General features: G+C 41.8%; 16 protein-coding genes. 8 read left to right on the plus strand and 8 right to left on the minus strand.

Annotated features, from left to right (window positions below; genetic code table 11):
• Nucleotides 1–301 precede the first annotated feature (301 nt).
• Nucleotides 302–2,086 (minus strand): aspartate--tRNA ligase, encoded by a 1,785-nt coding sequence (aspS, locus tag AC4CU0_RS02815; protein ID WP_490742406.1) that lies wholly within the window; start codon nucleotides 2,084–2,086, stop codon nucleotides 302–304.
• Nucleotides 2,087–2,246: 160 nt separating this feature from the next.
• Nucleotides 2,247–3,026 (minus strand): DUF4184 family protein, encoded by a 780-nt coding sequence (locus AC4CU0_RS02820; RefSeq protein WP_490742407.1) that lies wholly within the window; start codon nucleotides 3,024–3,026, stop codon nucleotides 2,247–2,249.
• 147 nt (nucleotides 3,027–3,173) lie between these two features.
• On the opposite strand from AC4CU0_RS02820, the gene znuD reads away from it, so the two are divergent.
• Nucleotides 3,174–5,258, plus strand: a complete 2,085-nt coding sequence (gene znuD, locus AC4CU0_RS02825; protein WP_490742408.1) for a zinc piracy TonB-dependent receptor ZnuD — start codon at nucleotides 3,174–3,176, stop codon at nucleotides 5,256–5,258.
• Nucleotides 5,259–5,367: 109 nt separating this feature from the next.
• Nucleotides 5,368–6,834 carry a phospholipase D family protein gene (locus AC4CU0_RS02830; protein ID WP_490742409.1) on the plus strand — a complete coding sequence of 489 codons (1,467 nt, stop codon included), beginning with the start codon at nucleotides 5,368–5,370 and terminating at the stop codon, nucleotides 6,832–6,834.
• An 87-nt stretch (nucleotides 6,835–6,921) separates the two neighbouring features.
• Here the strand turns inward: AC4CU0_RS02830 and AC4CU0_RS02835 are convergent, their stop codons facing one another.
• Nucleotides 6,922–7,380, minus strand: coding sequence for a hypothetical protein (locus AC4CU0_RS02835; protein WP_490742410.1), 459 nt, complete (start codon nucleotides 7,378–7,380; stop codon nucleotides 6,922–6,924).
• A gap of 183 nt (nucleotides 7,381–7,563) precedes the next feature.
• Here AC4CU0_RS02835 and AC4CU0_RS02840 point away from each other — a divergent pair, with 183 nt between their 5' ends.
• Nucleotides 7,564–8,037, plus strand: coding sequence for an RcnB family protein (locus AC4CU0_RS02840; RefSeq protein ID WP_490742411.1), 474 nt, complete (start codon nucleotides 7,564–7,566; stop codon nucleotides 8,035–8,037).
• Nucleotides 8,038–8,105: 68 nt separating this feature from the next.
• Here the strand turns inward: AC4CU0_RS02840 and AC4CU0_RS02845 are convergent, their stop codons facing one another.
• Nucleotides 8,106–8,603 carry a phosphate-starvation-inducible protein PsiE gene (locus AC4CU0_RS02845; protein ID WP_078194156.1) on the minus strand — a complete coding sequence of 166 codons (498 nt, stop codon included), beginning with the start codon at nucleotides 8,601–8,603 and terminating at the stop codon, nucleotides 8,106–8,108.
• Nucleotides 8,604–8,773: 170 nt separating this feature from the next.
• Between AC4CU0_RS02845 and AC4CU0_RS02850 the strand changes: the two genes are divergently transcribed.
• A complete protein-coding gene (locus tag AC4CU0_RS02850; RefSeq protein WP_180170485.1) occupies nucleotides 8,774–9,406 on the plus strand; it encodes an FMN-binding negative transcriptional regulator in 633 nt (210 codons plus the stop codon).
• A gap of 14 nt (nucleotides 9,407–9,420) precedes the next feature.
• Nucleotides 9,421–9,966 (plus strand): GNAT family N-acetyltransferase, encoded by a 546-nt coding sequence (locus AC4CU0_RS02855; RefSeq protein WP_490742412.1) that lies wholly within the window; start codon nucleotides 9,421–9,423, stop codon nucleotides 9,964–9,966.
• Nucleotides 9,967–10,076: 110 nt separating this feature from the next.
• Here the strand turns inward: AC4CU0_RS02855 and AC4CU0_RS02860 are convergent, their stop codons facing one another.
• The 3 genes from AC4CU0_RS02860 to AC4CU0_RS02870 form a co-directional block, all read right to left on the minus strand.
• Nucleotides 10,077–11,858 carry an acyl-CoA dehydrogenase C-terminal domain-containing protein gene (locus tag AC4CU0_RS02860; RefSeq protein ID WP_078194153.1) on the minus strand — a complete coding sequence of 594 codons (1,782 nt, stop codon included), beginning with the start codon at nucleotides 11,856–11,858 and terminating at the stop codon, nucleotides 10,077–10,079.
• 193 nt (nucleotides 11,859–12,051) lie between these two features.
• Nucleotides 12,052–13,854, minus strand: a complete 1,803-nt coding sequence (locus tag AC4CU0_RS02865; RefSeq protein WP_078194152.1) for an acyl-CoA dehydrogenase C-terminal domain-containing protein — start codon at nucleotides 13,852–13,854, stop codon at nucleotides 12,052–12,054.
• A gap of 318 nt (nucleotides 13,855–14,172) precedes the next feature.
• Entirely contained in the window at nucleotides 14,173–14,802 is a 630-nt protein-coding gene (locus AC4CU0_RS02870; RefSeq protein ID WP_490742413.1) for a hypothetical protein, read from the minus strand.
• Nucleotides 14,803–14,936: 134 nt separating this feature from the next.
• Here AC4CU0_RS02870 and baeS point away from each other — a divergent pair, with 134 nt between their 5' ends.
• From baeS to AC4CU0_RS02885, 3 genes are all read left to right on the plus strand, one after another.
• On the plus strand, nucleotides 14,937–16,613 hold the full coding sequence (gene baeS, locus AC4CU0_RS02875; RefSeq protein WP_490742414.1) for a sensor histidine kinase efflux regulator BaeS: 1,677 nt from the start codon (nucleotides 14,937–14,939) through the stop codon (nucleotides 16,611–16,613).
• Between the two features lie 12 nt (nucleotides 16,614–16,625).
• Nucleotides 16,626–17,312 carry a response regulator gene (locus AC4CU0_RS02880; RefSeq protein ID WP_078191240.1) on the plus strand — a complete coding sequence of 229 codons (687 nt, stop codon included), beginning with the start codon at nucleotides 16,626–16,628 and terminating at the stop codon, nucleotides 17,310–17,312.
• A 233-nt stretch (nucleotides 17,313–17,545) separates the two neighbouring features.
• The gene (locus tag AC4CU0_RS02885) at nucleotides 17,546–19,243 is read left to right on the plus strand and encodes a peptidase associated/transthyretin-like domain-containing protein (protein WP_490742415.1); all 1,698 of its coding nucleotides are present in this window, start codon (nucleotides 17,546–17,548) and stop codon (nucleotides 19,241–19,243) included.
• 121 nt (nucleotides 19,244–19,364) lie between these two features.
• On the opposite strand, the gene AC4CU0_RS02890 is transcribed toward AC4CU0_RS02885, so the two are convergent.
• Nucleotides 19,365–20,117 carry an alpha/beta fold hydrolase gene (locus AC4CU0_RS02890; protein WP_490742416.1) on the minus strand — a complete coding sequence of 251 codons (753 nt, stop codon included), beginning with the start codon at nucleotides 20,115–20,117 and terminating at the stop codon, nucleotides 19,365–19,367.
• Nucleotides 20,118–20,121: the final 4 nt, after the last annotated feature.

Genomic DNA, 20,121 nt, shown 5'->3' on the forward strand with positions numbered 1-20,121 from the left:
CAAAATTGACAGCATGGGATAAAATAAATTTTGCCAAGAGACCGGACTTATTCAGTGAAAAGTACAAAAAGATCTGAATCTAAAAACAAAATAATTGGAAGTGGAAAATTGAGCTATCCATTGCCCAAAGGATGTAGTGCAACATCATAACGCAGTTGAATCATTTTGATATTAGCAAAGTCAATCAAATCTTTAATTTATGTTTTGTAGGTTTTCAACGACCTTTTGTTGATCGAAATAAAAAACCCTGCATTGAGCAGGGTTTTTTTAAACCTTTAAATCTAAATCTAAAAATGTAAGATTATTTAGATTCTTCAGCTTTAGGTTTTTCTCGTAAACGAATACCTAGGTCACGCAATTGGGTTGCTTCAACTGGCGCAGGCGCTTGAGTCAGTGGACATTCAGCAGTTTTCGTTTTCGGGAATGCAATCACGTCACGGATTGAAGATGCACCAGTCATCAACATCACTAAACGGTCAAGACCGAATGCCAAACCACCGTGAGGAGGCGCACCGAATTTCAAGGCATTAAGCAAGAAGCTGAATTTCTCTTCTGCTTCTTCTTCAGAAATACCAAGCGCTTCAAAGATCGCTTTTTGCATTTCTAGGTTGAAGATACGTAATGAACCACCACCGATTTCAGTACCGTTCAATACCATATCGTAAGCAACAGAAAGTGCAGCACCTGGGTTGTTCTTCACTTCTTCAACGCTTGATTTTGGCAGCGTGAATGGGTGGTGAACAGACGTCCATTTACCGTCATCAGTTTCTTCAAACATTGGGAAGTCAACAACCCAAAGTGGTGCCCACTCGCAAGTTGCAAGTTTCATGTCGTGACCGACTTTGATACGTAAAGCACCCATCGCATCGTTTACGATTTTCGCTTTATCTGCACCGAAGAATACGATATCGCCATTTTCAGCGCCAACACGTTTCAATAGATCAAGCACGATTGGCTCGATGAATTTAACGATTGGAGATTGAAGACCTTCAATACCTTTTTCAAGTTCGTTGACTTTGATGTAAGCCAAGCCTTTCGCGCCATAAATGCCAACGAATTTAGTGTATTCGTCAATTTGGCTACGTGGAAGCGCGCCAGCACCTGGTACGCGAAGCGCAACAATACGGCCTTTAGGATCTTTTGCAGGACCTGCGAATACTTTGAACTCAACGTCTTGCATCATGTCTGCAACATCAACAAGTTTCAAAGGAATACGTAAGTCAGGTTTATCAGATGCATAGTCACGCATTGCGTCTGCATAAGTCATGCGAGGGAATTTGTCGAATTCAACGTTTAGAAGTTCTTTGAACATCTTAACCGTTAAACGTTCCATTAAATCCATGATGTCATCGTCACTCATGAACGATGTTTCAACGTCGATTTGTGTGAATTCAGGCTGACGGTCAGCACGTAAGTCTTCATCACGGAAACATTTAGCAATTTGGTAGTAACGATCGATACCGCCAACCATTAACAACTGTTTGAACAATTGCGGAGATTGTGGAAGTGCGTAGAAGCTACCGTTAGAAACACGACTTGGTACTAAATAGTCACGCGCACCTTCAGGAGTTGCACGAGTCAAAATCGGTGTTTCAACGTCTAGGAAACCATTTTCTTCGAAGTAGTTACGAATAAGGTTTGTTAATTTAGAACGGAAACGTAAACGATCTAACATTTCTGGACGACGAATATCGAGGAAACGATATTTCAAACGTACTTCTTCAGAAATATTTGTGTTGTCGTCATTCAATGGGAATGGAGGAGTTTCAGACGCAGCAAGAACTTCAATTTCTTTGCCTAAAACTTCGATTTGACCACTCACGATATTCGCGTTTTCAGTACCTTCGTAACGACGACGTACACGGCCTGTAATTTTTAATACGAATTCTGAACGTGATTTATCAGCAGTCGCGAAAGCTTCAGGAGTATCAGGGTCAATCACTACTTGAACAAGGCCATCACGGTCGCGCATGTCAAGGAAGATTACACCACCGTGGTCACGGCGACGGTGAACCCAACCGCATAATGTAACGGTTTGGTCGATTTGGGCTTCAGTAAGTGAGCCGCAGTAATGAGTTCGCATCATAGCGTTAGAAATCCAACTATATGGGTTAAGGTCAGCGAATGCGTAAACAGCGCACCGCTTTTATTCGAATAGGGGATTATGCCTCTTTTTGGCTGTTTTGTCACAAGGACTTATTGCTAAAACAGCCAAATTTACAGCAAATTTTTGCTCAATGAAGGGCTTAAGCCGATGACGTAGAAAAAATGTTAGTGCTCTTGCTTAAGATCAGAAATATCAGACTACCAAGGCTAAACGTGGCCAAAAATGCACGGAAAAAATAATTAATGGCTTTGCCGACATAGGCATACAAGTTATGCACAAAGGCATCTGAATAAATACTGTCAGCAAAATAAAAATAACTTGCGATGCCCGCAGCTAAAGACAGGGCCGCTAAACCATATACATAGACTTTGATGGATGTGGGGACGTTTGCAGTACTTCGATAGTGAAGATGATGACGATAAATCATCCATGCCAAAACGGGGAGTGCCAAGCCAGATAATCCAATTTGCAACACGCGATGTAGGGGATATGAATGACCAAAAAATTGAATCGGTAGACTCAATAGATCCTTAAATGCAAAGGTACGAAAGTCAACATGGGTCAAGCCATCCCAAACAATATGCGTCGATGTTCCAACGATGAGTGCGAGGATAAGGCTGAGTATAAATCCGCAAAATTTATTGAAATTCTGTAGATTCAGCGGCTTATTTAAACAAAAAAAAGCAAATAACATCGGGCGATAGAGCACATACCACAGCACACAAAACAGCAAACCTAGGATTAAGTTTGGAAAAATTAACCCCGACCATTGATGGGATCCATTGTAGTCAGCATTAGTAAATAAACGGAATAAATCCGGCACCATGCTACCAATTGCGAGTGCTGCAATAGGCAGGCGGTTTCCGCTTAACTTGGAAATAGGCGGTGCGAGTACAGCATGGGATATGGTAAAAGGCATTGAACTAAAATAAATATATGAATAAATACAATGTAGTATCGGTGAGTGTATATGATTTGGGCAGATTAGAATGTTTTTTATTGCAAAACGAATGAAATGTTATATTATAACATTATTCAAAAATAGCCTGATTTGAGTCTCTCCAACATGTCTTTTCATAAGAATTTAATAACTGTTTCGATTTTTGCAGTGATTGCACCCAACCTTTATGCCGATGACCCAGAACAACAGGTACAAAAGCTCGAAGCGATTAATGTTCAGGTCCATCCTTTAAACCAAAGTGCGGCAGATTTTGCTGTTGCCGATAATGTCATTCAACATAAAGCTCTTGCACAAGGTGGCGTCACAATTGGTGATGCGTTAGCCGGACAGCCGGGTGTATATTCAAATCAGTTTGGTGCAGGTTCAAGTCGTCCTGTGCTGCGTGGTCAAGATGGCCCTCGTGTCAAAGTCTTAGAACACGCCTCAGAAACTGCAGATGTTTCGACTTTATCTCCTGACCATGCGGTTACGGTAGATCTGATTTTGGCAAAACAAATTGAAGTGATCCGTGGGCCATCAACACTGTTATACGCGGCAGGCACAGTCGGCGGTTTGGTTAATGTGACGGATCAAAAGATTCCTACCTCTATTCCTGATAAAGGTTATGAAGGGCAAGTTGGGGTTCGTTATAACTCAGGCAGTGATGAAAAATTAGCAAGTGCCGGTGTGACGGCTGCTTTAGGTGAGCAATTTGCCATACGTGTAGAAGGCTCGAAACGCAAAGCCAATGACTATATTGCACCCAATTATTTCCATGATCATGATGGTGAATTAGAAAAAGAACGCCGCGTTGGCAACACTTTTGCAGAAGGGCAAAATGTCAGTGTGGGCGCGTCATGGATTCATGATCGTGGTTTTGCTGGACTGTCTTATAGCAACCGACAAGACCAATATGGCCTGCCGGGTCATAGTCATGAATATGAAAGCTGTCATCCCCATGATGACCATCTACACTGTGATGGTCATGATAACCATGGGCATACCGATGAACATGATCATTCAGCGCATGACGAACATGATCACGATCATGATGCCGCAGGCCCATGGGTCGATTTAAAGTCAGAACGTTATGATTTTCGTACCGAACTTGCGAATCCGTTTGCGGGCTTCCAAAAACTCCGTGCACATGCAAGTTATACCGATTATCAACATGACGAAATTGAAGGCAATACAGCGGCAACGACCTTTAAAAGTCAGGGCTATGATGGCCGTTTAGAATTGGTCCATAACCCAATTGCTGAATGGGAAGGGGTAATCGGTACCCAGTACAATCAACAAAAGCTCAATATCAGTGGCGAAGAGTCATTGATAAACCCAAATAAAACCCAAAAATGGAGTGTATTTGGTTTAGAACATAAACAATTTGGTGATTTTCATGTCGAGTTGGGTGCCCGAGTCGATCAGCAGAAAATTCAGATCGATTCTGCACAAAAAGATTATGACGATTATGGTATTTCCTACTCAGGTGCTGTGAACTGGGCGTTTGCACCCAATTATAAATTATCCTTGGTGGGTTCTCATCAAGAGCGTTTGCCATTGGCGCAAGAGCTCTATGCAGATGGTAAGCATTTTGCGACCAATACCTATGAACGAGGAAATGAAAATCTAGATGTTGAAAAATCTAATAATCTCGAATTAGGTTTCCATTATGAAAAAGATCAGTTGGATTATCACGTTCATGTGTACCACAACTGGTATGACAACTACATTTATGCTGCAACTAAAGATAATTTTGAAAACTTCCGCTTAGTTGATTACACCCAAGACAAAGCCAAGTTCTATGGCGCGGAAGCGCAAGTGGGTTATGCCATTAATGATATGTATAAACTCAGTGTCTTTGGTGATTATGTACGCGGCAAAATTGATGGTGAAAATGCGCCACGTGTGCCTGCAGGGCGCTTAGGAACCAAGGTAGATGTTGACTTTGCTGATGGTTGGTCAGGTCTTGCTGAATATTCACATGTATTCAAACAAGACAAAATCACTGCATTTGAGCGTGAAACAGATGGCTACAACATTGTGAACTTGGGTGTGGCCTATAGTGGTCAGTTGAAAGATCAAAATGATTATCGAGTCTATTTCAAAGCCAATAATTTATTGGATGAAGATGTTTATTCTCACACGTCATTCCTTGCCAATATTCCACAAGTCGGTCGTAATTTTACAGTTGGTCTTGAATTTGGTTTCTAATTGAATTTGCACAGACTTTTCTAAGTAAGTCTAGGTAAAGTCACAGAAATCCTCTTGAAAAATCAATGAATAAAACCTAGTCTGAGCGCATTAGACTAGGTTTTTTCTTATGCGCATCATTCAACGAATACATCACAAGCTCAATTGGTCACGTCGTCGCTATGTGGGTGTGGTCATTGGTTTATTGGTTTTAGGTTATTTGGCATCGGCAACCTATCACACGCTAAAACCACTGCCGGAAGGGCTGAACTACACGGGAAAACTTCGCCATGCCGAAGTGAACTTTTTAGTGGATGAAACCTATATCGATGCGCAAGGAAAGCAGCAACAGGAACATCGCATTTTTAAAGAAATGCTGAAAATGATTGAAGAAGCACAGTCGACCATTGTGTTGGATATGTTTCTCTTTAATCCGCAAGTTGGCGACTCTCAATTAAAACATGAACAATTAACACAGGAGCTGACCGATGCGCTGATTTTGAAGCGTCGCGTATCACCTCAAGTGGAAATTTTTGTGATTACTGACCCGGTCAATTCGGTCTATGGCGGCATTCAACCCGAGCATTATCGTCAATTACGACAAGGGGGCATTGAGTTGATGGAAACCAATTTGGTGCCGCTTCGTGCCTCTAATCCAGCATGGTCAGGTTTTTGGTATATCTGTTGTCAAGATATTGGCAATAATCCTGAAAAAGGCTGGTTACCGAACCCATTGGGAACCGAGAAAGTGACGATCCGCAGTTATATGGATCTTTTCAACTTTAAAGCCAATCATCGTAAAACCTTGGTGGTCGATACCGTTGACGGTTGGAAAGGTTTAGTCACCTCTATGAATCCACATGATGGTAGCTCACGACATTCCAATGTAGCCTTAACCGTCAAAGGCATGACCGCGATTGACTTGTTAAAGACTGAGCAAGCCGTAGGTATGATGTCTAAAGCCAATATTCCATTTGTAGTGATTAAAGATGTTGAAGCCGCGAAAACTCAGCCACAGGTTCAAGTGCTGACTGAAAAAGCCATTTATGATGCCACACTCGACTTAATTGATAGTGCGAAGAAAGCTGGAACTGAAATTGATATCGCGATGTTCTACTTGTCAGAACGTAAAATTATCAAAGCACTCATTGCTGCACATGAACGTGGCGTGAAAGTTCGTGTATTACTCGATCCGAATAAGGATGCTTTTGGACGTACCAAAAATGGCATTCCAAATCGACCTGTAGCATCCGAATTACATGATGCGGGTATTGATGTACGTTGGTGTAATACCCAAGGTGAGCAGTGCCATAGCAAGATGATTTTAAAACGTACTGCTTATCAAGCCGATATGATTTTAGGTTCTGCCAATTTCACGGCACGTAACTTGAAAAATTATAATTTAGAAACGGATTTACGCGTGATCGGTGTGAAAGATGCTCAAGTTTTTAAAGATGCATCACAGTACTTTAATACCGCTTGGTCAAACCGTGATGGTAAACAAATGAGTGTCGATTATAGTAAATATGCGGATGAATCGACCTTGAAATATGTGTTGTATCGCTTTATGGAATGGAGCGGAATATCTACTTTTTAGAATTGTCTTAATCTCCCAAATCCCTCTTTTTTAAAGAGGGACTTTCCTCCCTTTTTTAAAGGGAGGTTAGGAGGAACTAAATCAGTTTTAATTCTTCGGTACAGGATTCGGCGGAACGATTTGATCTAAATCTTTATCTGTCATTTGATCCAATTCTTTAATATCGGTTTTGATTTTCCATTTATCGGCATCATCTACTGGTTGTGGCAAACGAGCTTCTAACCAGTCACAGATGACATCTGGTGGAAAATCGGCGTGGTTACATTGAATCACCCAAGACAAGAATTTTTTTGCTTCGCCATTCATATATGGTGGCGGAGAAACCGGTAAAAATTGAGTCGGTAAGCGTTCATTTTTAGAAATATAGTTCAATACATGGCCCAATTCTTGAATAGTTTGCCATGCTAAAGGGTGATCTACATTAATTTGAAATTTGAACCACCACGCATTTTTGCCATCGGTGCCGTAGGAGTCGATTAAGGCTTCTTGGATACTAGGTACTTTCGAAAAAAATTGATGAAGTCGGTCAAAACTTAATTCAGACACAGCATTTGATCCACTACGAAATAAAATCAATCTTAGCATAATCCAATCAAAAACAGGCTAGCTTGAAGGTGCGATCAGCTTGGTCGGAAAATTAACAAATTCTTGCACTTGATGGATTTTTATTCATTTTTTCTCCTAAAATGGGTTCTATACTTAATCTATATACCGTGAAGGAGAGCTTGAGTGAAAGCAACATTATTCTATGCAATGGCAGGTGTGATGCTGATAATGACTTCAGCCAGTACTTTTGCGGAAAACAAATGGTCAAACTATCAAGGTGTGGATACCACTAAGCGTACACCTGCTATGAATCGGCCTGGTTATCCCCAACATGGTCAAAGCTATCCACAGCATGCTCCCAATTACCCGCAGCATTACCCGAACTATCCTCATCTCCCTCAATATCCCAATTATCCAAACCGTCCATATCCACCACAGGTGCAAAATGGCATAAGTATTCAATACAATGCGCCGACCACGATTACTCAAAATTCGCAGAGCTATAGTTGGGTCAATGGCGATCCTGCCAGCGCTAGTATTTCGAGTTCGACCTATACCTTTATCAGTGATTGGCAGCGTTTAGGTTTACCTGCACCCCCAAGTGGCATGTACTGGATCTTTGAAAATGGTCGCTATGTGTTGGTGCCTAATCGATAAGGTTTATAACCTCTCCCTTGCGTAGCAGTGCTACTCATCTCCTAAAAGGAGAGGGAACGATTTAGTGTTTAAGCCAATTCATCATCTTGTGGGCGAGGGGTTTTTCCTTCAGGCAGTGGCTTTTCGGAATGCTTGTCTCGAATAACCGAAGGGTAAGTCCAAGAGGCATAGCGCACAATCAAAATGGCCACAGCAAGAATGAGGATCGAACCTGTAGTAATGACCAAGCCCATATCTGCTTTATGGTCATGTTGAATGTCCGAAATCAGTAAGCGGGTCAGGGCAGTAATAGCAATATAAATCAGGAAGCGTACCGGCATGTGGTTAGTTTTAAAATAAATACCGACCATGGCACCGAGTTCAAGGTAAATAAACAATAATAAAATATCGTCAATCGTGGCGAATTGTTTAACCGTAATAATTTCAAAAATGGTATGACCCGCGGACCATAAAATCATACAGCCGATGACAAACAGTGCAAGATAATGAAAACCTTCTACAGCAATATTGCCAAGTCGGTCGAGGAGGGCCTCGATTTTTTCTACTTTGGGATCACGGTGTGTCATATATATTCCTCCTGTGTAAATTGCGTGAATATTCAATCAAGAACAAGTCATTAAATACCAAGCAAATTTCATGCACATGAAGCGCATATGACAAAAATATTTTTTAGGTTCAATAAAGGTTTTAATGTTAAGTTTGAGCTTAAATTTTGTCCTATAAGAATGAAGCGACGATGTATCAACCAACGCATTTTAAACATGATGAACTCCCTGATCTGATTGATCTTATGCGTAAGTATGCTTTGGCGACAGTAATACTGACTGCACCCAATGGTGAGTTGGAAGTGAATCATTTACCACTAGAATATGACGCTGAGTCAGGCGAATTAGGTGTATTACGCGGTCATATTGCTAAGGCCAATCCAATGTTTGAATTGCTAAATCAGTCAGCGCAAGCCTATGTGATTTTTCATGCCGACGAAGCATATATTTCGCCAAGCTGGTATGAAGGAAAGCAGGAACATCATCGCGTTGTGCCGACATGGAACTATCGCGTGGTACATGTCAAAGGCACAATTCGTAAAGTTGACGATGAAAAATATTTACGAGGTGTTTTGGCTCGGCTGACTCGACAACATGAAGCTAGCCAACCCGTGCCATGGAAAATGGGCGATGCGCCTCATGATTTTATCGCGGAACAACTGGAAAAAATTATAGCGATTGAAATCGATATTCAGTCGATGATTGGGAAATTTAAAGTGAGTCAAAACCGAAGTGTTGTAGATGCGATGAATGTGGCAAAAGCTTTGGAAAGGTCGAATGCTGAAATGGAGGAGTCGATCAAAAAATATTATCCCATGAAATAACAGGCTAAATAATCATGCCCAATATGATTGAAACTGAACGTTTATGCCTGAGAAAGTATCAGTTAGGAGATGAAATTTCATTATTTGATACATATTTTTCGAATATAGAAGAAACTCGTTATCTGCAGCGGTTGCCACATTTAACGATTCAACAGACTAAGAGTGTTTTAGAAAAGTGGGCAGATTATTATTGGTCGATACACAATCCTGATTTTGCATGGGTGATTAGTGATAAGAATACGCATTTAGCGATGGGCTTACTGTATTTCTTCAATCAAGAAAACCATGGAGAAAAACATTTTGGGTTAGGGGTGAATTTTCATGGTTGTGGTTATATGACTGAGGCTTTAATTGGAGGAATTAAGTATTTAAAGCAGAATCATGTCACGAAGGTTGTTTCATCTTTTTGTGCTGAGGAACATCTAGCATCACAAAATGTCTTAATGAAGGCAGGATTTAAACAAGATAAAGATACAACGCATTGGGCTACATTTCCAATGCTAGACGATCAGCTCCATTCTTGTTTTACATATCGAATGGAATTAGGAGATTGTGAATAAGTAAATATGCTTATGATTTTTTGAAAAAGTTGCACTCAGTGTTTATGTAATAAGAGCAGTAAAATCAAAAATGCCCGATAAATCGGGCATTTTTAATTTTGTACGGCTAATTAAGCTTGGTTGGTAAAGTAATCTTCAGAGAAGTTCATGATCACTTCAGAACCTGCTTTCACTTTAGCAATGCGTAAAGCCAATTCAGGCAAAATACGCTGCGTGAAGTAAAGAGTCAGTGCAAGTTTGTTTTGGTAGAACTCGCCATCTTTGTCTTTTGCTGCATCTGCAATGCGGGCAAACATATAGGCAAAGCTGAGTAAGCCTACAGCATGTAGGTAATCAACGGCTGCTGAGTTTGGGAACTCAATGTTTTCACGAGCAGCTTCAAGTACATATTGAGTCACAGCTTCAACTTCAGCTGCTGCATCTAAGGTTGCATCTTTGATGTAGTTCAAGCTGGCATCTAAGTTATTGGCAAAATCACGGATTTCTTGGATATATTCAGCAATGAATTCACCATTGCACTTAATGGTTTTACGACCAATTAAGTCTTGAGACTGAACACCGTTGGTTCCTTCGTAAATCTGTGCAATACGCAGGTCACGGATACATTGTTCCATACCCCATTCACGAATAAAGCCATGACCACCAAATACCATTTGCGCATCCAGTGTTGCTTGGAAAGCGGTATCTGTTAAATACGCTTTTGCAATTGGTGTTAACAGCGCAACACGGTTATTGGCTGCTTTGACTGCTTCTGGATCCGTAGAGAACTTGGTAATGTCCAGTTGTTGACCGACATAAACTGCAAATGCACGAGATGCTTCATTGTTGGCACGTGCATTTAGCAACATACGACGTACATCGCCGTGTACAAGGATGCTGTCTGCTGGTTTAGCAGGGGATTGCACGCCAGAAGCGCTACGGCCTTGTAAACGATCAGTCGCATATTGCGCTGCATTTTGATAAGCAAATTCAGAAGCACCTAGGCCTTGAATACCCATAGACAGACGTTCGTAGTTCATCATGACGAACATCGCTGCAAGGCCTTCATTTTCTTTACCAACCAGGTAGCCTTTCGCGCCATCAAAGTTCATCACACATGTTGCAGACGCTTTGATCCCCATTTTATGTTCAATAGAACCAGGGCCTACAGCATTACGCTCACCCAATGAACCATCTGCATTCACCAAGAATTTAGGTACGATGAAGAGTGAAATTCCGCGTGAGCCCGCAGGCGCATCAGGCGTTTTCGCTAAAACTAAGTGGATGATATTTTCAGAAAGGTCGTGGTCACCGCCAGTGATGAAGATTTTCGTACCAGTAATGTTATAAGTACCGTCTTCATTACGTTCAGCTTTAGTTTTGATAATACCTAAATCTGTACCTGCATGCGGTTCAGTTAAGCACATCGTGCCTGACCATTCGCCTGTATACATTTTTGGCAAATAAGTTTCTTTTTGCTCTTGTGATGCATAGCTGTTTAATGCCATGCCTGCACCTACAGAAAGAAGCGGGTAGAGCATGAATGATGGGTTGGTTGCAAACAGCATTTCGTCAGACAGAACAGTCAGCATTTTTGGCATGCCTTGACCGCCCCATTCTTCATCTGCGCCTAGACCAATCCAGCCACCTTCTGCATATTGTTTAAATGCTTCTTTGAAACCAGCAGGAGTCGTGACATTGCCATTGCTATAGGTTGCGCCTTCTTCATCACCTGTGCGGTTTAAAGGATGAGTGACGTTTTGCGCAAATTTTGCCATTTCTTCAAGAATGGCTTCTGCAGTAGCAGCATCAACGTGAGCAAGATTTTCGTTGTTTTGCCAGAATTGTTCTGCTTTAAAAACATCATTTAAGATGAATTTCATATCTGCAAGCGGCGCATTATAAATTGGCATGTTCGTTCACCTGTTTATTGTTTGAATCTGTGGACTTGGGGCAATTTGTATCGACATAAAGCGTGGAGAAAATTGACCAAAGTAAAATTATGGGACTATTTATAAAGAAAAAGGACTGCCAATGCTATGACCGTCCTTTCTCTATTTCTGCACTCACGAGTACAATTTTTTGAATATGTTTTAGATATTCACATTAGAATGCAAAGTGTTCTGCATCCAATGCCATAAGAGGATCTAGGCCACCTGCAATCACTTCTACATGAGAGCGAACGCGTGGTAAGATTTTCTTGAAGTAGAAGCGAGCAGTCGTTACTTTTGCATTGTAGAAATCAACATCTGTTGTTCCTGCAGCTAAAGTTTCTTGTGCAACTAAGGCCATGCGAGCCCATAAATAAGCAAGCGTCACATAACCAGAGAAGTAGAGGTAATCGACTGCAGCAGCACCCACTTCTTCAGGGTTTTGCATTGCTTTCATACCAATCTGCATGGTTAAGTCGCCCCATTCTTTGTTTAGCGCAGCAAGCGGCTCAACAAATTCTTTCATGGCAGCGTTGTCTTTGTTAGCTTCAACAAATTTATGGATGATCTTGGTGAAGTCTTTCAACATTGCACCTTGAGTACCCAATACTTTACGGCCTAACAAGTCAATTGCTTGAATTTCAGTCGTACCTTCGTACAAGCATGAAATACGTGTATCACGTACAATTTGTTCCATACCATGTTCAGAAATGAAGCCGTGGCCACCAAATACTTGAACACCGTGTTTTGCAGATTCAGAACCTGTTTCAGTCAAGAATGCTTTAGCAATTGGAGTTAATAATGACAAGATATTGTCAGAGAACTTACGTTCTTCTTCAGTTGCACCTTGTTCCACGATATCGGCATGGAAAGATAATAAGTAAACCAGAGCACGACCAGCTTCAGCAAATGATTTTTGCGTAAGCAGCATGTTGCGCACTGCAGGGTGCACGATAATTGGATCTGCTTCTTTTTCAGGTGCTTTAGGGCCTGAAAGTGAACGCATTGCCAAACGGTCTTTTGCATAAGCAAGCGCACCTTGGAAAGCACCTTCAGAAGCTGAAAGACCTTGTACAGCAGTACCGATACGTGCAGTGTTCATGAATGTGAACATGCAGTTTAGACCGCGGTTTTCAGGGCCAATCAAGAAGCCTTTTGCGTTATCAAAGTTGATGACACAAGTCGCGTTACCATGGATACCCATTTTGTGTTCAATCGAACCACAACGTACCGCATTGCGCTCACCAATTGAGCCATCAGCATTTACATTGAATTTAGGTACGATGAATAATGAAATACCTTTCGTGCCTTTTGGTGCACCTGGAAGACGAGCAAGTACGATATGGATGATGTTTTCAGCCATGTCGTGTTCACCAGCAGAGATAAAGATTTTCTCGCCAGAAATTGCATAGCTACCGTCTGCTTGTGGTTCAGCTTTAGAGCGGATAATACCTAAGTCAGAACCTGCATGAGATTCTGTTAAGCACATCGTACCAGTCCATTCACCTGAAACAAGTTTAGGAAGGTAAGTGTCTTTTTGCTCTTGAGAACCGTGATGTTCTAATGTACGGACAGCACCATGAGATAGACCAGGGTACATACCCCATGCCCAGTTCGAAGTACCCACCATTTCTGAAATGATGTTGCCTAAAGAAACCGGTAAGCCTTGACCGCCGTATTGTTCTTCAGCAGATAAAGATGGGAAACCGAGTTCGATATATTTTTGATACGCTTCTTTAAAACCAGTTGGTGTTGTTACAACGCCATCATTCCAAGTACAACCTTCACGGTCGCCGACTTGGTTAAGAGGAGAAAGTTCATTTTCACAGAAGTCAGCAGCAGCTTCTAGATATTGGTCAACCAACTCACGGCTTACGGTGTCTGAAAATGCAGGCAGTTGTGCATAGTGATCTTCTGCTTTTAAAAGTTCATGCAGAACAAATTGCATATCACGTAAGGGCGCTTTGTATTGTGGCATATCGTTTTCCTCAATACTGGTTTCTACCAGCGTTAGTAATCCTAAATAAACATTTGAACGTGTCTTCAATGACACGTATTGGAATGGTTCTAATCGTGCAACATCTTCTTATTGGGTACAAGCATTTCAGGGTGATTTGTTGGTGACTGTAAAGTCAAAGAAATATCCCTTGAAAAAGCTAAGTGCATTGAGTGTAAACGCTTTTAGGTGAAAATGAATGACACAAATAGTCAAAAAGCGTAAAAAGATATGTCCAATAAAAAAGGCACTCATGGGAGCGCCTTTTTTTACGCAATGGTATTGCGATCTAAGTTTGGATTATTTTACTGGTGCTGGCGTTGGGGCAACAGGGGCTTTAGGTTGGAAACGCACTTCACATTTACCATTGATTTGCTGTTCGCCAACTTTAATGGCAACCGCACTGCCATCAGTCTTGCCTTGACATGCTTTCATAATCGCTTGTTGCTTCGCTTGGCGTTCTGCTAAACGTTGATCAAACTGTTTAGTCAGTTCTGCACGTTTTGCATCAGTCAGTGGCTCACCGCGTTGCATCTGACCACGTATGTCGCCACGCATTGGACGGTGTTCACCGCGCATTGGTTTGTGTTCACCACGCGCTTTTTTCATGTCCTGACGGTCTGCTTTGAACACCATGGTACATGTACCATCAATGTTTTTTTCGCCAGCTTTTACTTGAACAGTTGAACCTATCGTCTTGCCATTACAAGCTTTTTGCATATCAGCAAACACTTGACGTTGCTCTGCACGCATTTGTTTAAAATATTCACGTTGCTCAGGTGACATACGACGATCGTGATCACCATGATGTTGTTTCATCATACGGCCATGATCGTTATCTTTTGGTGCGGTTGTCGATTGACAGGCAGTTAATGCACCCATGCTCAATACGCTTGCACCGATTAAAGCCATTTTGGTCATTTGTTTCATAGTCTTTACCCCACCAGATTAGATATTTTTCCGATGGTTAAAGATTAAATAATAAAGATGTAGAAACAATGGAGAGTTTTTTAGTAGCGTGTTCGCTACAATAATGAATATAGAAGAAAAATGAGAGTTCTCTTTTGAAAATACGTCGTATCCCGATTGCCTTACGCTTGTTTCTGACTGTGCTGTTGACGACGCTCGTCATCACAACGGTAAGTCTTGGCGTGTTGCATTGGAATATGCAGCGTAATTTCACCAAATATGTGGCCGATGTCGAGATGCAAAAGCTTGACCATGTCATTGAAAACTTAGCCGATGTGTATACGGTTTATCATGATTGGGGCAATGCGATTCAGGCGCAAATTTTGCAAATTGAAGGGCAGGCTGCGCCAGATGACTATGATCGTCTCTCTCGGTGGTGGCTGCGTCGTCAATATGACATTGCATTGCAGCAGCGCTATTTCCAAGATCATAGTTTGAATGCAGCATCGATGTTGGCAACGCCACAGCAAACGGCAGAACAAAAAACTGAAGAGCTAAAATGGCTTGAACAAAACTTGCCGTCTGAGTTTCAACCCTTTGAAGGTTTAAAATTTCCTTTAAGCGCGAATCAAAATGTGTTCCGCCCCAAAGAGTCGAATGCGGATGAAAAAGATAAAGATGCCGGTCAATCCTCTCAAAACAATACCAACAATGGTGGTAAAAAACAGTTTATTCAAATGCCTGACCGCTTGGGCTTGAGTTCACGTTTATCTTTATATGATGCACAGCGCCAATTTGTGGTGGGTGAGCCGACAGATGAACAGATTTCTTATCGTCCGATTATGGTAAATAATCAAATCGTGGGGTATTTGGGGCTCAAACCTGTACTCGAGCAAGATGATGCGATCAGTATTAACTTCTTTAGTAAGCAAAAACGTTATTTGTTATTGGTTTATGTGCTGACATTTATTGCAAGTTTAATTGCTGCACTGTTATTGGCGACCTACTTTAAAAAACCGATTCAGCGTTTGTTAATGGGAACACGTGAGTTAACAAAGGGCAATTATCAACATCAAGTCGCGGTGAACCGTAATGATGAGCTTGGTGATTTATCGAATGAATTGAACCAGTTGGCTGTGATTCTCGATCAGCATGAAACGTCACGTCGTCAATGGGTGGCCGATACTTCACATGAATTAAAAACCCCATTGGCGGTGTTGCAGGCTCAAATTGAGGCGATGCAGGACGGTATTCGTAAGCCAACGCCAGAGCATTTTACTTCGATGCTCAATCAAGTGAGTAGTTTGAAAAAATTGACCAAAGATTTGGCGGATTTGGCGCAAGCTGATGCACAACAACTGAATTGTTATTTGACCACGCTCAATCCTTGGGATGTAGTGATCCAAGAGGTTGAAAGCTTTAAGCCGAAGTTTGAGCAAGCAGATTTGAAAATTACCGCAATGGGCGAAGGGACTTCATTACAATTAGATATAGACCGTTTTAAACAGATTATGGTCAACTTATTGGGTAACAGTATTCGTTATACGGAAGCTGGTGGTGAAGTGCATGTTCATACTGAGCAAGATGAAACCCAGTGGACCGTGTATGTTGATGACAGCCCATTTGGTTTAACTGATGAACAGTTGGCACGTTTAGGTGAGCGTTTCTATCGTGTGGATGATTCACGTACGCGTGCAACTGGTGGTACAGGATTAGGATTGGCGTTATCCGTAAAAATAGCTAGAGCATTGGGTGGAGAGTTGAGTTTTGATCATTCTCCATTGGGCGGTTTGCGTTGCAAATTGACATTTCCCAAACAGATGAAATATTAAAAGGAAGCATGCATGAAACATATCATGTTGGTTGAAGATGAAGTGGAACTTGCACAGCTGGTGCGTGATTATCTAGAGGCTGCAGGCTTTGAAGTCAGCATGTTTCATGATGGGCAAGAAGCCTATGACAGCTTCACACAACGTAAACCGAGTCTGATGATTTTAGACCTGATGGTGCCCCGTATGGATGGCTTAACCATTTGCCGCAAGGTGCGTGAGCAGTCTGATTTGCCAATTATTATGGTGACTGCACGTACTGAAGAAATTGACCGTGTATTGGGGTTGAATATGGGTGCTGACGATTATGTCTGCAAACCGTTTAGTCCGAAAGAGTTGGTGGCACGTGTGCAAGCGGTATTACGCCGTTTAGAACGAAAAGCAGAACCCGAAGTCAATGATTTATTCCGTATGGACAAAGCACAGCAGCGCATTTGGTATCAACAAAAAGCGCTGAGCTTAACGCCAACGGAGTTCCGTTTACTAGAGTTGTTCTTGGAGCATGTGGGGCAGGTATATTCACGTGCGCAATTGCTAGATCATATCAACCCAGACAGTTTTGAGGTGGCTGACCGTGTCATTGACAGTCACATTAAAAACCTGCGCCGTAAAATTTCGGATGCAGCGGAAACTGGCAACCGCCATGAGTGGATTCAAGCTGTGTATGGCGTTGGCTACCGTTTTGAATATCCAGAAGATTAAAACATAGATTGTAAATTCTAAAAGACAGGCTTTGGCCTGTTTTTTTGTACATACCTAGCTAAATTAATTTTAAAAACAAGAAAAACAAAGCAATAAAAACATAAAATGTGAAATTTGCGCATTTAGTGGAAATTGGGTATTATTTTGCTTGAATATTGACCAGTATGTTTGGGCTGGCAGAGTTCAATGTAGAGATAACAATTTTAAAAATGGAAAATTAGAGGGCAGAACAGATGAAAAATATAGCATTTGCAAAAATAATAATGGTCACGGGTGTCTTGGGTTTAACGGCATGTGGTGGTAGTGATCGTGATGAGACAGGAAGCGTACCGTCAGAGCCAGTTGCCGATGCCATGGTACAAAAAAGTGTAGAAGAGCTGACGCTGTTGGATGTAAATAATCTTGCATTAAATGCTGCGTCGATTCAGATTTTAAGTGATGAAGAGTGGCAGAAGGTACAAGCAGGTAGTTTGAAAGCGACAATAAATGAAATCACAGCAGATGATTCTGAACAGTTATTTCCACCGATCAACAGTTTACCGACAGCGACTCATTTTAAAGGTCAAAGTTACCTTGCTAATGCTCAAGGCATCGTTAAGCTGCCTAAATTGGCTGCAGGCACATATTATGTTTTGGTCACTAAAAATGGACAGTCTGCAGTTTCGGCATTCTTGATCCATCCTAAAAATACCAATAAAAGCATTGTGTTGAATGTGGTTCTCAACTGCTTAGACCAAGACTGTCAGACACTAAGTGATGCACCAGTCAATGATGCAGTGGTCGGAACATTCTCTGGTCAAGTGATTTTTAAAGGGAAACCTTTGGCGAATGCGCAAGTGTCATTGTCTGGCGGTACAGCGACCAATGGCGCATTTGTTAGTGCTTTGACTGATGCCAATGGATATTTCACGCTTTCATTTAATGTGAGCAATGATCTGCTTGAAGCATTGAAAAATGCCACGCTCACCATTAACGGTGCAGGAATTAATACTATTACGAAAAAAGTTACGGTCATTGCTTCTTCTGCATCGGGCTATCAATTTGAAGTGCTACCTGAAACAGTGTCTGCAGATGCAGTTTGGCGTGAAACTTTTGAAGCGGATTCTGCTACTCGCAATGCATGGACAAGGTCGCAGCCAAGTGTGGCCAATGTTGATTGGCAGTTGCTAAACAAAGGTCACAACATCCGTAATAATCAAGTGAATCAGCGTGTACGCTTAGCGCCGAATGACCAAAGTCAAGGCAAGGTGCCTGAGCCACTGCAAGGTAATACGGCATATTGGTATGGCGACAAAGTAAATGGCAACTTTATTGGTGCTTTAAGTGATTCATCTACGGCTCCAGAGTTTGATGGCGGCACCTCGCAGTATGACAATAGGGGTGAATTGATTTCACCTGCCATTAATCTAAGCCAGTATCAGGCGCCTTTGAGTTTAAGCTTTAAAACATGGTGGGAAATTGAGTCGGTCAATCCAAATAATCAGGGATTCGATTTGATGAATATTTTAGTTTCTACCGACGGCGGCAATAGCTTCAAGACTTTGGCTCGATTAAACCCGCTGGCAGATCCATCCTCGGCATATGAGCGCGCGCCGATTCCATACAGTAATTTAGGCTTTAACCTTGCACCGGCTGCTGTTCAGCAAGAAGCGATCTCATTAGATGAATATGCAGGCAAGACCAATGTTCAACTGAAATTCCAATTCAGAACGGTCGATGGACTTTATAACGGCTTCAGAGGTTGGATGATTGATGATGTGGTGATTCAGAAAAAAGCCGGAACTTTCCCATTATTTGATGGTGCGAGTTTTGATGAAAATTCAGATAGTTTCTCTCAGGACTATAGTGGCGTCGCTGTAAAACAAGCGGGCACTGTGCTGAAAAGCACGAAGAGTTATGCACGGTGGGCTGAAGTGCCACAGCGTAAATAATGATTTACATGGCGGTGCAGTATGAATGATTAGAATAGGTTTAGACGTACTGCATTCGCTATCAATATCCATCTAGCGTGGTGAATGCTAAAAACAGCTTTCAATTGAGGGCTGTTTATATTTAAAGGGACAATGTATTCAGCCATTTCAGCATGCTGGCGGCTAAAGCTTCCGGCTGTTCGAGTGGAATCATATGGCCCGTATTTTCAATCATATCAAGTTGACTGTGTGCTATGGATTGATGCAGCTCCTGCGCTTCATCTAGTGAACGCAGCCGATCTTGAGCAGCCGAAATAATCAGTGTTGGGCACTGAATGGCATCGTTGCGAATATGGCTGCGGTCTAATAAGGACTGCGCTTTAAAGCTTTCAAATCCAAGATTTTTGCCCATATCTTGAATGCGTTGAATCAGCTGCCGATTGTCCGCATGGATTGGGTGTAATGATTTCGAAATCGCTGTTTTGCTCAAACCATGAAACGTGCCTGCTGATGCGGCTTGAATGGCCGCGATTTTTAACTGCTTCTGTTTTTCACTATCAGGGCGTAAAGAGCTTGCCACTAAAATGAGTGCAGATATACGTTCAGGATATTTCTGCGCAATGGTTCTGGCAATATAGCCGCCTAATGAAAAACCCACCAAGACAAAGCGCGGTGGGGCATTGTGCAGGATATGTTCCGCAATTTCATCAATCGTTTGACCGTGTTTTAAACTTGCCCTAAAGAAATTCCATGTGTGAGGAAGTTGTGGGATGAACTCATCCCACAAGGATTCATCCAGCATAAATCCAGGAATGAAGACCATTGATAAGTGTTGCTGATTCATAGTGCAGTTAACGGTATGGGCAGATTTGAAGTCTGATTTTATCAGCATCATTTGC

This window comes from Acinetobacter sp. LipI_15 (genome assembly GCF_058242865.1).